The organism is Escherichia sp. KS167_9B (genome assembly GCF_030295215.1).
Lineage (GTDB): Bacteria > Pseudomonadota > Gammaproteobacteria > Enterobacterales > Enterobacteriaceae > Escherichia > Escherichia coli_F.
Genome location: NZ_AP025754.1, coordinates 3,378,564 through 3,391,958, shown reverse-complemented (window position 1 = coordinate 3,391,958; position 13,395 = coordinate 3,378,564). Strand labels below are relative to the sequence as shown.

Annotated in this window: 11 protein-coding genes; 8 read left to right on the top strand and 3 right to left on the bottom strand. The window is 50.1% G+C overall.

The genetic code is table 11. The annotated features are described in order from the left end of the window. Positions 1-254: 254 nt before the first annotated feature. Together ppnN and queF are read right to left on the bottom strand one after the other, a co-directional pair. Positions 255-1,619, bottom strand: a complete 1,365-nt coding sequence (gene ppnN / locus QUE34_RS17020) for a nucleotide 5'-monophosphate nucleosidase PpnN (RefSeq protein WP_032303698.1) — start codon at positions 1,617-1,619, stop codon at positions 255-257. A 111-nt stretch (positions 1,620-1,730) separates the two neighbouring features. Beyond that, positions 1,731-2,579 carry an NADPH-dependent 7-cyano-7-deazaguanine reductase QueF gene (gene queF, locus QUE34_RS17015; RefSeq protein ID WP_000100430.1) on the bottom strand — a complete coding sequence of 283 codons (849 nt, stop codon included), beginning with the start codon at positions 2,577-2,579 and terminating at the stop codon, positions 1,731-1,733. A 67-nt stretch (positions 2,580-2,646) separates the two neighbouring features. Between queF and syd the strand changes: the two genes are divergently transcribed. The 8 genes from syd (at position 2,647) to gudD (ending at position 10,579) form a co-directional block, all read left to right on the top strand. After that, positions 2,647-3,192 carry a SecY-interacting protein gene (gene syd / locus QUE34_RS17010; RefSeq protein ID WP_000342437.1) on the top strand — a complete coding sequence of 182 codons (546 nt, stop codon included), beginning with the start codon at positions 2,647-2,649 and terminating at the stop codon, positions 3,190-3,192. 717 nt (positions 3,193-3,909) lie between these two features. Next, positions 3,910-4,368: an IS200/IS605 family transposase gene (tnpA, locus tag QUE34_RS17005; protein WP_000502112.1), complete on the top strand. Its 459-nt coding sequence runs from the start codon at positions 3,910-3,912 to the stop codon at positions 4,366-4,368. A gap of 157 nt (positions 4,369-4,525) precedes the next feature. Continuing rightward, positions 4,526-4,855, top strand: a complete 330-nt coding sequence (locus tag QUE34_RS17000; RefSeq protein ID WP_000206981.1) for a YqcC family protein — start codon at positions 4,526-4,528, stop codon at positions 4,853-4,855. Further along, positions 4,855-5,637: a tRNA pseudouridine(65) synthase TruC gene (truC, locus tag QUE34_RS16995; RefSeq protein ID WP_032303690.1), complete on the top strand. Its 783-nt coding sequence runs from the start codon at positions 4,855-4,857 to the stop codon at positions 5,635-5,637. Before QUE34_RS17000 ends, truC begins: the two co-directional genes overlap by 1 nt. A 17-nt stretch (positions 5,638-5,654) precedes the next feature. Further along, positions 5,655-6,104, top strand: coding sequence for a flavodoxin (locus QUE34_RS16990; protein WP_032303689.1), 450 nt, complete (start codon positions 5,655-5,657; stop codon positions 6,102-6,104). A 419-nt stretch (positions 6,105-6,523) separates the two neighbouring features. Continuing rightward, positions 6,524-7,876, top strand: a complete 1,353-nt coding sequence (gene gudP / locus QUE34_RS16985) for a galactarate/glucarate/glycerate transporter GudP (RefSeq protein ID WP_000097090.1) — start codon at positions 6,524-6,526, stop codon at positions 7,874-7,876. A 1-nt stretch (position 7,877) separates the two neighbouring features. Next, a complete protein-coding gene (locus tag QUE34_RS16980; RefSeq protein ID WP_286338863.1) occupies positions 7,878-9,218 on the top strand; it encodes an enolase C-terminal domain-like protein in 1,341 nt (446 codons plus the stop codon). Positions 9,219-9,238: 20 nt separating this feature from the next. Further along, complete coding sequence (gene gudD, locus QUE34_RS16975) at positions 9,239-10,579, top strand: glucarate dehydratase (protein ID WP_032303688.1); 1,341 nt, start codon at positions 9,239-9,241, stop codon at positions 10,577-10,579. Between the two features lie 57 nt (positions 10,580-10,636). On the opposite strand, the gene barA is transcribed toward gudD, so the two are convergent. Further along, a complete protein-coding gene (gene barA / locus QUE34_RS16970) occupies positions 10,637-13,393 on the bottom strand; it encodes a two-component sensor histidine kinase BarA (RefSeq protein ID WP_000186438.1) in 2,757 nt (918 codons plus the stop codon). Positions 13,394-13,395: the final 2 nt, after the last annotated feature.

Here is a 13,395-nt window from a genome sequence, read left to right as displayed (position 1 = left end):
TATGTAGGTTGAGCTGAAAAAATCAATACTTTTAGTGAATAATGGGGATAATTTATTTTTCATAGCGATAAAATGTGGTTTGTGAAAACAGGGAAACGTTTGCGTTGTAATATAAATTGTATGACATATTAACTGTGATGATGTTTATCGCGTGAGGACGGTAAGAAACATTTATATAACAAATGAAATGAATTGATGGGTAAGTAACCAAAAACGAGAAAACCCGGCAACTAATGTCACCGGGGAAGGGGAGATTACGTGCAGATTTCGTAGCAAGGGATGTACGCTGAGCCTGGCAACTTCATACGATGCTGGGCAACAAAACCCTGTAGCAGGTCGTCCATACGACGCATAATCTCTTTATCGCCGTTGATTTTGTAAGGACCAAACTCTTCAATGGCGCGAATACCGACTTCTTTTACGTTACCCGCCACAATACCGGAGAAGGCACGACGCAGATCAGCGGCCAAAACTTCTACTGGCTGATCCGGGTACAGTTTCAGATTAGCCATGTTCTCGTGAGACGGCTCAAACGGCATTTGCAGATCGGGCGCAATACGCATTGACCAGTTAAAGCTGTAGGCATCGCCCGTATCGCGACGGTTTTCTTTCACCAGCGGCATCGATTTTTTCATCTGACGAGCGACTTCAGCGGCGTCATCAATGATGATGCGATAATGGCGTCGCGCGTTTTCTCCCAGCGTATGCACGACAAACTCGTCCAGTACGCGGAAATAGTCGGCGCTCTCTTTTGGCCCGGTGAGGATCAATGGTAAAACCTGATCTTTGTTGGCCGGATTCATTAAAATTCCCAGCAAATACAGCAACTCTTCTGCCGTACCCACACCGCCAGGGAAGATAATGATGCCGTGAGCGATACGAACAAAAGCTTCCAGACGTTTTTCGATATCCGGCATGATGATCAATTCGTTGACCAGCGGGTTAGGCGGTTCAGCGGCGATAATCGACGGCTCTGTCATACCAATAAAACGACTGTCTTTGTAACGCTGCTGTGCGTGTCCGACCGCAGCACCTTTCATCGGCGCTTCCATCGCTCCCGGACCACAGCCGGTGCAGATATTCAGCTCACGCAGGCCCAGCTGATTCCCGACGCGACGGGCATACAAATACTCGTTTTCGTTAATTGAGTGCCCGCCCCAGCAGACCACCATATTTGGCGCTTCACCGACATGCAGCGCACGAGCGTTACGCAAGATGGAAAAGACCAGGTTAGTGATGTGGACGGAGTTGTCGAGATTCAGGTTGGGAAAACGAACGGTGTTATGGATTTGCCCGTAAACGAAGAGAATGTCACGCAGAACCGCGAACAAGTTGGCCTGCAAAGCGCGGATAATACGCCCATCGACAAAAGCATCTTCCGGTGGATTAATCAGTTCCAGCTTTACGCCGCGTTCACGGCGCAGGACGTTAATATCGAAATTTTCAAAACGAGACAGCAATTCTTTGCTGTTATCGGTCAAACTACCGGAGTTCAGTACGGCAAGTGAACAGTTGCGAAACAGTTGATAGAGGTCGCTGCTGGCGGTGCGTTTAAGCATATCCACTTCCAGCTGCGACAACATATCCATGGAGCCAAGCGGGCTAATATGTGTAATCAAGAAAAACTCCTTATGGGACGAATATCGTCATTCCCTTTGATTACAATAGCCCTGCCTGATGACCTTTCACAACCTTCTGCGTGAATCCAGCACGCAAAATTGAGAAAAAATTTATTGCCGAACCAGTCTTGTGGTCGATGGGACAAAATCGCTATTACTGCGCCACGGGTTAATGTCCAGACCGCCACGACGGGTATAACGTGCGTAAACGCTCAATTTCTCTGGCTGGCAGAAGCGTAACAGGTCATTAAAGATGCGTTCCACGCACTGTTCGTGGAACTCGTTGTGATGACGGAATGAGACCAGGTAACGCAGCAGTTTTTCTCTGTCAATTTGGCGTCCACGATACTGAATTTGGATCGAACCCCAATCTGGTTGATGGGTGATCAGGCAGTTTGATTTCAGCAGGTGGCTGACGAGCGTCTCTTCTACTACTTTTTCACCACTGGTGGCATTCTCAAGATAGTCAGTAGTGAATTCATAGTTATCGATAGTGATATCCTGGTCATCAATGCAGGTGCCATTGAAATGACCTATCGGCTGGCCTTCCAGTTCATCAAGACGATATAACGCCACGCTAACCTTACCCTGAGCGCAAGTGCTTAAGTCGCGCTCCAGCGTCTGGCGCACCTCATCCCAGTTATTAAAACGCGTCTGGTTAAAACTGTTGAGATAAAGCTTAAAACTCTTCGACTCAATCAGATTTACGCTGGTGTAATCAAGTTCAACATGACCGACAGCGACCTGCGGCAAACCTTTCGCATTCAGCCAGGAAAGTTCATACAGCGTCCAGATATCCGTACCGTGAAAAGGCAGGTTATCCGCTTTCAGACCCAGCGGGTCGCGATTCAGGCTGCGTGGAACGCCTTGCAGTAGGCTGGCGTCATAGGTATCCCGGTAATCGGTTGATTTTCCAAGAGTCAGGCCCGCAAGTGCCTGATGGTTTGCATAAGAAGACATGTTTCACCGTCATAAACCAGATAAACTAAACGACAAGTGTATCTGGTTTAAGTGAAGAGAGAAATTAGTGGACGATTTGACCGCACAAGCCCTGAAAGATTTTACTGCACGCTACTGCGATGCGTGGCATGAAGAGCATAAAAGCTGGCCGTTAAGTGAGGAACTGTACGGCGTTCCTTCACCGTGCATTATTTCAACCACCGAAGACGCTGTATACTGGCAACCCCAGCCGTTTACCGGTGAACAAAATGTAAACGCGGTTGAACGTGCTTTTGATATTGTGATACAACCCACGGTTCATACTTTTTACACGACCCAGTTTGCCGGGGATATGCACGCGCAGTTTGGCGATATCAAACTGACATTGCTGCAAACCTGGAGTGAAGACGACTTCCGTCGGGTGCAGGAAAATCTGATTGGTCATCTGGTGACTCAGAAAAGGCTAAAACTGCCGCCCACGCTATTTATCGCGACGCTGGAAGAAGAGTTAGAGGTCATCTCGGTGTGTAATCTCTCCGGTGAAGTGTGCAAAGAGACGCTGGGAACACGTAAACGGACGCATTTAGCCTCAAATCTTGCGGAATTCCTTAATCAACTTAAGCCTCTTCTGTAATCCAAATACCCCATCTTGTTGTGAGAGATCTCTTACAGACTCTGTAGGAGATCGCCAGGAAATAAGCGAATACTTAAAAAGATAAGAATCGTTATTTTCATTTAAAATCAATATATTGCTTGTTAATTCCTAACTTTCATATGAAATTTTCCTTAAGGCATTGTCTGTAAGCGCCTTGTAAGACTTCGCGAAAAAGACGATTCTATCTTCGTCGACAGGGAGTCAGACAACGAAGTGAACATCAGGATGATGACACTTCTGCAGGACACACCAGGAGGGTGTTTCAGGGAAAGGCTTCTGGATGAAGCGAAGAGGATGACGCAGGACGCGTTAAAGGACACCTCCAGGATGGAGAATGAGAACCGGTCAGGATGATTCGGTGGGTCAGGAAGGCCAGGGACACTTCAGGATGAAGTATCACATCGGGGTGGTGTGAGCAGGAAGCAATAGTTCAGGATGAACGATTGGCCGCAAGGCCAGAGGAAAAGTTGTCAAGGATGAGCAGGGAGCAACAAAAGTAGCTGGAATGCTGCGAAACGAACCGGGAGCACTGTGAATACAGTGCTCCCTTTTTGTGCACAGAAAACCCCCAGCTAGGCTGGGGGTTCCGGAAAGCTTTCAGCTTTGAGCCAGTTATTAAAACCCCTTTTGATTTGTTAAAACACCTTGCGGTCTGGCAACTGCAAGTGTCAAACAAGAAATCAAAAGGGGGTCCCAATGGGGGACGAAAAGAGCTTAGCGCACACCCGCTGGAACTGTAAATATCACATAGTTTTTGCGCCGAAATACCGAAGACTGGCGTTTTACGGAGAGAAGCGTAGGGCGATAGGCAGTATTTTGAGAAAGCTGTGTGAGTGGAAAAGCGTACGGATTCTGGAAGCAGAGTGCTGCGCAGATCATATCCATATGCTTGTGGAAATCCCACCCAAAATGAGCGTATCCGGCTTTATGGGATATCTGAAAGGGAAAAGCAGTCTGATGCTTTACGAGCAGTTTGGGGATTTGAAATTCAAATACAGAAACAGGGAGTTCTGGTGCCGAGGGTACTATGTCGATACGGTGGGTAAGAACACGGCGAAGATACAGGACTACATAAAGCACCAGCTTGAAGAGGATAAAATGGGGGAGCAGTTATCGATTCCATATCCGGGCAGCCCGTTTACGGGCCGTAAGTAACGAAGTTGAATGCAAATGTCAGATCGTATGCGCCTGTTAGGGCGCGGCTGGTAACAGAGCCTTACAGGCGCATTTGAAAAACCTCCGGCTATGCCGGAGGATATTTATTTTTATTCCTGCTATCCTTCGCGGCAGTTTTTCTTATTGAGGTTGCTTTATGACCACTCATGACCGCGTTCGTCTCCAGTTGCAGGCGCTTGAAGCATTACTGCGTGAACATCAGCACTGGCGAAACGATGATCCTCAGCCGCATCAATTTAACAGTACCCAACCGTTCTTTATGGACACCATGGAACCACTGGAGTGGTTGCAATGGGTGCTGATCCCGCGAATGCACGATTTGTTAGATAATAACCAGCCATTACCGGGCGCTTTTGCTGTTGCACCCTATTATGAAATGGCGCTGGCGACGGACCATCCGCAACGCGCGCTTATTCTGGCTGAGCTGGAAAAACTGGATGCTCTTTTTGCGGATGATGCGAGCTGATGCTGGAAATAATCTACCAGGATGAATGGCTGGTTGCGGTAAATAAACCCTCCGGCTGGCTGGTTCACCGCAGCTGGCTGGATCGCGACGAGAAAGTGGTGGTTATGCAAACCGTGCGTGACCAGATTGGTCAGCATGTATTTACCGCGCATCGGCTGGATCGACCGACGTCCGGCGTATTGCTGATGGGACTATCCAGCGAGGCCGGACGGCTGCTGGCACAACAGTTTGAACAGCACCAAATCCAGAAACGTTACCATGCGATTGTGCGCGGCTGGCTGATGGAAGAGGCTGTGCTGGATTATCCGCTGGTGGAAGAACTGGACAAAATCGCTGATAAATTCGTCCGCGAAGATAAAGGTCCACAGCCAGCGGTGACACATTATCGCGGTCTGGCGACCGTAGAAATGCCTGTAGCGACCGGACGTTACCCGACTACGCGCTACGGTCTGGTGGAACTGGAGCCGAAAACAGGACGCAAGCATCAGCTCCGTCGCCATCTTGCCCACTTGCGCCATCCGATTATTGGCGACAGCAAACATGGTGATTTACGTCAAAATCGTAGCGGTGCTGAACATTTTGGCCTTCAGCGGTTAATGCTGCATGCCAGTCAGTTGTCATTGACACATCCTTTTACTGGCGAGCCGTTGACTATTCACGCGGGCCTGGACGGCACCTGGATGCAGGCGTTATCACAATTTGGCTGGCGGGGTCTGCTTCCTGAAAATGAAAGGGTTGAGTTCAGTGCGCCATCGGGTCAGGATGGAGAGATAAGTTCCTAATCCAGGGAGAAAACGGTATGGCGGAAATTGGTATTTTTGTGGGCACAATGTACGGAAATTCGCTGTTAGTGGCGGAAGAAGCGGAAGCAATTCTGACCGCGCAGGGCCACAAAGCAACGGTATTTGAAGATCCTGAATTAAGCGACTGGCTGCCCTATCAGGATAAGTATGTTCTGGTGGTTACGTCCACGACCGGGCAGGGCGACCTTCCTGATAGCATTGTGCCGCTCTTTCAGGGAATTAAAGATACCCTGGGCTTCCAGCCGAATCTGCGTTATGGCGTGATTGCGCTCGGCGACAGTAGTTATGTGAATTTCTGCAATGGCGGCAAACAGTTCGATGCCTTGTTGCAGGAACAGAGTGCGCAGCGGATAGGGGAAATGCTGCTGATTGACGCCAGTGATAACCCGGAACCGGAAACGGAATCAAATCCGTGGGTCGAACAGTGGGGCACGCTGTTGTCCTGAAAAATTGCCGTTTTAAGCAAACTGAATCGAATCTTTTCAGGCAAATGCCAGTAAAAACTGCTTCATAGCGCGGATTTTTACTGGCGTTTGCCTGGAGTCAAGCGATCCATTTCATACTCTTCTTTATTTCTTCGTTTTAACCCTTCCTTTCTTGTTCTTGTTTTCATTTCCGTGAAGTGGATTCCACCGTCCAGGGCTAATGCCAAAATCGGGCCTCATTGAACGCATTAATGTTGTGTTGTTGCACGGTGAGCCGCTATGGCGCGCTTTTTATACTGTTATTGCCAGATATAAACACGCGCCGTATTCGGCGAACGACCTATAAAAACGGCAAAAAATACCCTACGTCACCTCTGATTTCCTGGCGATGTCGCAGTCCAGAGTGAGCGTGGCTAACGCGAATTTTCAGGAGTGCAACAATGAGTTCTTTAAGTCAGGCTGCGAGCAGTGTGGAAAAACGCACGAATGCTCGTTACTGGATAGTGGTGATGTTGTTTATCGTCACATCCTTCAACTACGGCGACCGCGCTACGCTCTCTATCGCCGGTTCGGAAATGGCCAAAGATATCGGCCTTGATCCTGTGGGAATGGGCTATGTGTTCTCTGCCTTCTCATGGGCTTATGTTATCGGGCAGATCCCTGGTGGCTGGTTGCTGGATCGTTTTGGTTCAAAACGCGTCTACTTTTGGTCGATCTTTATCTGGTCGATGTTTACCTTGCTGCAAGGCTTCGTCGATATCTTTAGTGGATTCGGCATTATCGTTGCCCTGTTTACGCTGCGCTTCCTGGTCGGGCTTGCTGAAGCGCCATCTTTCCCTGGCAACAGCCGCATTGTTGCGGCCTGGTTTCCGGCGCAGGAAAGGGGAACGGCGGTGTCGATTTTTAACTCCGCCCAATACTTCGCAACGGTGATCTTCGCGCCGATTATGGGCTGGCTGACTCATGAAGTGGGTTGGTCACATGTATTCTTCTTCATGGGCGGTCTGGGCATTGTCATCAGCTTTATCTGGTTGAAAGTCATCCATGAGCCAAATCAACATCCGGGCGTAAATCAGAAAGAGCTGGAGTACATCGCCGCGGGTGGTGCGCTGATCAATATGGATCAGCAAAATACCAAAGTTAAAGTGTCGTTCAGCGTGAAGTGGGGGCAGATCAAACAGCTGCTCGGGTCACGGATGATGATCGGCGTTTATATCGGTCAGTACTGTATCAACGCCCTGACTTACTTCTTCATTACCTGGTTTCCGGTTTATCTGGTGCAGGCACGCGGGATGTCGATTCTGAAAGCGGGCTTTGTGGCTTCCGTACCGGCGGTTTGCGGTTTTATCGGCGGCGTGTTGGGGGGGATTATTTCAGACTGGCTGATGCGCCGCACAGGTTCGCTGAACATTGCGCGTAAAACACCGATCGTGATGGGCATGTTGCTATCAATGGTGATGGTGTTCTGTAACTACGTCAACGTTGAGTGGATGATCATCGGCTTTATGGCGCTGGCCTTCTTCGGTAAGGGCATTGGGGCGCTGGGTTGGGCAGTAATGGCAGATACCGCGCCAAAAGAGATCAGCGGTCTTTCCGGTGGCCTGTTCAATATGTTTGGTAACATTTCCGGTATCGTCACGCCAATCGCAATTGGTTATATCGTTGGCACGACTGGCTCCTTTAATGGGGCGCTGATTTATGTTGGTGTTCATGCCCTAATCGCGGTACTGAGCTACCTGGTGCTGGTGGGCGATATCAAGCGTATCGAGTTGAAACCTGTTGCGGGGCAATAAGATGGCGACACAATCCAGTCCTGTTATTACTGATATGAAAGTCATTCCGGTGGCCGGGCATGACAGCATGTTGCTTAATATTGGTGGGGCACATAACGCATATTTCACCCGCAATATTGTGGTACTCACCGATAACGCCGGGCATACCGGTATTGGTGAAGCGCCCGGCGGAGAGGTGATTTATCAGACACTGGTCGATGCTATTCCGATGGTGCTGGGCCAGGAGGTCGCACGCCTGAATAAAGTGGTTCAGCAGGTGCATAAAGGTAATCAGGCAGCCGATTTTGATACCTTCGGCAAAGGTGCCTGGACTTTTGAATTGCGCGTTAATGCCGTGGCGGCGCTGGAAGCCGCCTTGCTTGACCTGCTAGGTAAGGCGCTGAATGTTCCGGTCTGCGAACTGTTAGGGCCAGGCAAGCAACGCGATGCTATTACTGTCCTCGGTTATCTGTTTTATATCGGTGATCGGACTAAAACCGATCTTCCTTATCTGGAAAATACGCCGGGCAACCATGAGTGGTATCAATTGCGGCATCAGAAAGCGATGAACAGCGAAGCCGTTGTGCGTCTGGCGGAAGCCTCACAGGATCGCTACGGCTTTAAAGATTTCAAACTTAAGGGCGGAGTGTTACCTGGCGAGCAAGAAATCGACACTGTTCGTGCATTGAAGAAACGCTTCCCGGATGCGCGGATTACCGTTGATCCCAACGGTGCATGGCTGCTTGATGAAGCCATTTCTCTGTGCAAAGGGCTGAATGATGTTCTTACCTATGCCGAAGATCCATGCGGAGCAGAACAGGGCTTCTCCGGACGTGAAGTGATGGCGAAGTTTCGGCGGGCGACCGGCTTGCCCGTCGCGACTAATATGATCGCCACCAATTGGCGCGAAATGGGCCATGCGGTGATGCTCAATGCGGTAGATATTCCACTTGCCGATCCGCACTTCTGGACGCTTTCCGGTGCAGTCCGCGTGGCGCAGCTTTGCGACGACTGGGGGCTGACCTGGGGCTGCCATTCCAACAACCATTTCGATATCTCTCTGGCGATGTTTACCCATGTGGGTGCGGCGGCACCGGGTAATCCTACCGCTATCGATACCCACTGGATTTGGCAGGAGGGAGATTGTCGCCTGACCAAAAATCCGCTGGAGATTAAAAACGGAAAAATTGCCGTTCCTGATGCGCCCGGTCTGGGCGTGGAACTGGACTGGGAGCAGGTACAAAAGGCGCATGAGGCCTATAAACGTCTGCCTGGCGGTGCGCGTAACGACGCAGGCCCGATGCAGTACCTGATCCCCGGCTGGACCTTTGACCGTAAACGTCCCGTTTTCGGCCGTCATTGATTTTGAAAAAGGACATAAAGATGAGTTCTCAATTTACGACGCCTGTTGTTACTGAAATGCAGGTCATCCCGGTGGCGGGCCATGACAGTATGCTGATGAATCTGAGTGGTGCACACGCACCGTTCTTCACGCGTAATATTGTGATTATCAAAGATAATTCTGGTCACACTGGCGTAGGGGAAATTCCCGGCGGCGAGAAAATCCGTAAAACGCTGGAAGATGCAATTCCGCTGGTGGTGGGTAAAACGCTGGGTGAATACAAAAACGTTCTGACGCTGGTGCGTAATACATTTGCCGATCGTGATGCCGGCGGGCGCGGTTTGCAGACATTTGATTTGCGGACCACTATTCATGTGGTTACCGGGATAGAAGCGGCAATGCTGGATCTGCTGGGGCAGCATCTGGGGGTTAACGTGGCATCGCTGCTGGGCGATGGTCAACAGCGTAGCGAAGTCGAAATGCTCGGTTATCTGTTCTTCGTCGGTAATCGCAAAGCCACACCGCTGCCGTATCAAAGCCAGCCGGATGACTCATGCGACTGGTATCGCCTGCGTCACGAAGAAGCGATGACGCCGGATGCGGTGGTGCGCCTGGCGGAAGCGGCATATGAAAAATATGGCTTCAACGATTTCAAACTGAAGGGCGGTGTACTGGCCGGAGAAGAAGAAGCCGAATCTATTGTGGCACTGGCGCAACGCTTCCCGCAGGCGCGTATTACCCTCGATCCTAACGGTGCCTGGTCGCTGAACGAAGCGATTAAAATCGGTAAATACCTGAAAGGTTCGCTGGCTTATGCAGAAGATCCGTGTGGTGCGGAGCAAGGTTTCTCCGGGCGTGAAGTGATGGCAGAGTTCCGTCGCGCGACTGGCCTGCCGACCGCAACCAATATGATCGCCACCGACTGGCGGCAGATGGGCCATACGCTCTCGTTACAATCCGTTGATATCCCGCTGGCGGATCCGCATTTCTGGACGATGCAAGGTTCGGTACGTGTGGCGCAAATGTGCCATGAATTTGGCCTGACCTGGGGTTCACACTCTAACAACCACTTCGATATTTCCCTGGCGATGTTTACCCATGTAGCCGCTGCTGCACCGGGTAAAATTACTGCTATTGATACGCACTGGATCTGGCAGGAAGGCAATCAGCGTCTGACCAAAGAACCGTTTGAGATCAAAGGCGGGCTGGTACAGGTGCCGCAAAAACCAGGATTGGGCATAGAAATCGATATGGATCAGGTGATGAAAGCCCACGAGCTGTATCAGAAACACGGGCTTGGCGCGCGTGACGATGCAATGGGAATGCAGTATCTGATTCCTGGCTGGACGTTCGATAACAAGCGTCCGTGCATGGTGCGTTAAGACAGAAAACCAAAACCGGCTCTGTCAGGAGCCGGTTTTTACTGGATAACATATTTATTACCCAAGAATTTTGCTGGCTTCGCGCGCTACATTATCCATCTCGTCCAACAGTTCCAGCAGCTCCGGCTCCAAATCTTCTTCTTTAGTACCGCTGCGTAGCTGTTGTTCGATCAGTTGGCAGAGATTCTTCATACGCGGCACACCGCTATAGCCGCAACTGCCATGCAGTTTATGAATCAAATCAACCAGGCCTTCCGGGTTTTCTCCAACCAGCTGTTCCTCAACTTTGTTGCGAACTTCAGGCAGGAAATCGAGTAACATTTGCAGCATATCGCGCGCTAAATCGGTTTTTCCTGCTGCCTGGCGTAGTGCCAGTTGCCAGTCGAGGGTCGCATTCGGGTTCACCACAATTTCATTGACTTCGGGGGTCACGACGCGAGAGGAAATACCGCTGCCAGGCTTGTAGCGCAACAGCAAATTATGCAATCGTTCTTCTTCAATCGGTTTCGCCAGATAATCGCTCATCCCTGCGCCAAGCAGCTTCTCTTTTTGCCCGGCCATTGCATGCGCCGTTACCGCGATAACCGGCGTTTGTTGCTGATGTGGGAGCTGGTGGATGAGTTCGCAGGCCCGAATTCCGTCCATGTCCGGCATTTGAATATCCATTAAGATCAGATCGAACGGCATCTGTTTCGCCCGTTCAACGGCCTGATGCCCGCTATCGCAAAGTTCCACATGTTGCACCATATCTTCCAGCAATGCGCCGATAAGTTTCAGGTTAGCGGGGTTGTCATCAACCGCCATGACTGTCATTGCCAGCTTACTTTCATCGGTTACAGGCAAAAGCGTGTTTTGTTTGTGATGACAAAATTCCGTCAGGGCAGGGAACAGGCGTGTAGGTGTTAATGGTTTCAGCAGACACGCGCCGATACCATCTTGCTTAAGTTTTTCAGCATTGACTTGTGCATGGCAAGGAAGTGCCAGCATCAGAAAATCGGTCATCGATACCGCTTTCGCTAATCGCTCATGTTGCATTGTTAGCGGCTCGCGGAAGGTCACCGCAATGCCTAATAACATCATGTCGTAATGCGCGGGAGGCAGCGCGGAGAACGTTGGGCTATAAACCACTTCCAGCGGCGTTTCACTTAAAATATCCAGCGTGCATTGCGCTGCTGCGGAGTTTGGTTCGACATAGGCCAGGCGCTTGCCGGCGAGGCACTGGGTGGATGGCCCTTCGATAATAATGTTCGGATTCAGATCGAGATTAATGTGGAACCAGAAAGTTGAACCGCGATTCGGCTGGCTATGGAACGAAATATCGCCGCCCATTTCATTAACCAGTTTCTGTGTGATCACCAGCCCCAGCCCGGTGCCACCATGACGGCGGGAAATACTGGCATCAGCCTGTCGGAAGGCCTGGAATAAGCGCGATTGATCGCGTTCCGGAATACCAATGCCGGTATCCCGAATCTGCACTTCAATCTGCACTTTGGTATTACTCAGCGCACGTTTTTCTACCAGAATATCAATGTTGCCATTCTCGGTGAATTTAATTGCATTCCCTACCAGGTTAGTGATGATTTGCTGTAATCGCAGTGGGTCGCCAATTACATTATCGGGCACGTCGCTCTTAATATTGAGCGTCAGTTCCAGCCCTTTATCGTGAGAAGAATGTGCCAGCAGGGTAACGACTTCATCCAGCGTGCTGCGTAGTGGGAATGGAATACTTTCCAGAATCAGCTTACCTGCTTCCAGTTTCGAGAAGTCGAGAACATCATTAATAATTGCCAGCAAATTATTTGCCGAACGTTCAATCGTATTCAGGTGATCGCGCTGCGTTGGTGTTAATTCTGTTTTCAGCGTCAGGCGGGTAAAGCCAATAACGCCATTGAGCGGAGTTCGCAGCTCGTGGGACATATTTGCCAGAAACTCAGACTTAATCCGCGCCGCTTCCTGGGCACGTTTTTTCGCCAGATCCAACTCAACGTTCTGAATTTCCATCTGCTCCAGCGTTTCACGTAGATCGGACGTCGCCTGGTCGATATTGTGCTGCATCTCTTCGTGATAAGCTGCCAGCGACATTGCCATCGAGTTGATGCCATTTTTCAGCATATCCAGCTCGCCGAGCATAAATCCTTCCACTCGGCTGTCGAGTTGTCCGCGACGGATACGGTCGACGGTATTCACCATGTTGCGAATTGGACCGGTTACATCACGCATGAGTCGCCAGCCAAAAATAAGCGCAATACCGATACAAAACAGCATCATCACGCTGGAAATAAAGATCTCTTTATATTGCTGCAAGCGAACCGATTTTAGATCCAGTTCAAGCGCGATATATCCCAGCATATTTTGACTATTTTTGGCATCACTACTGGGCGATTCGTCGGGGGAATAACTCTCGGAAATAATTGGTGTGCGTAAGATCATAATATCACCGTCACGTGTGACAGTGAGCTGGCGAGGAAACGGCACGTTGCTGCCGAGCTGCATTGATGAGGGATCAAGATGAAAATTGGAGGTGACAAAGAGTCGGTTATTTTCATCATAAACCGAAATCGCGCGAACAATATCGGAATGGCGACGATGCAGTACGCTTATTAACTGACCGATAGATTCGCGATTTTGCAGGCTCATGCCATATTCAGTAGAAACTGCAAGCGGCTCAATAATGCTGGCTCCGGCATCTTCCAGTTGACGCTGCAAGTCGTTATAGCGATGCACAACGAAAAAGATACTCAGCAATAAACCAATAAGGACGGTCGGTGCCAGGATCAGAATCATCATGCGTGCGCGCAGGCTGTAGTTGGTCATGG

What these genes read in the sequence shown, in the direction of transcription:
- truC (WP_032303690.1), top strand. Translation starts at nt 4,855, where the DNA reads ATGCTGGAAATAATCTACCAGGATGAATGGCTGGTTGCGGTAAATAAA.
- gudP (WP_000097090.1), top strand. Translation starts at nt 6,524, where the DNA reads ATGAGTTCTTTAAGTCAGGCTGCGAGCAGTGTGGAAAAACGCACGAAT.
- QUE34_RS16980 (WP_286338863.1), top strand. Translation starts at nt 7,878, where the DNA reads ATGGCGACACAATCCAGTCCTGTTATTACTGATATGAAAGTCATTCCG.
- queF (WP_000100430.1), bottom strand. Translation starts at nt 2,579, where the DNA reads ATGTCTTCTTATGCAAACCATCAGGCACTTGCGGGCCTGACTCTTGGA.
- QUE34_RS16990 (WP_032303689.1), top strand. Translation starts at nt 5,655, where the DNA reads ATGGCGGAAATTGGTATTTTTGTGGGCACAATGTACGGAAATTCGCTG.
- barA (WP_000186438.1), bottom strand. Translation starts at nt 13,393, where the DNA reads ATGACCAACTACAGCCTGCGCGCACGCATGATGATTCTGATCCTGGCA.
- QUE34_RS17000 (WP_000206981.1), top strand. Translation starts at nt 4,526, where the DNA reads ATGACCACTCATGACCGCGTTCGTCTCCAGTTGCAGGCGCTTGAAGCA.
- tnpA (WP_000502112.1), top strand. Translation starts at nt 3,910, where the DNA reads ATGGGGGACGAAAAGAGCTTAGCGCACACCCGCTGGAACTGTAAATAT.
- gudD (WP_032303688.1), top strand. Translation starts at nt 9,239, where the DNA reads ATGAGTTCTCAATTTACGACGCCTGTTGTTACTGAAATGCAGGTCATC.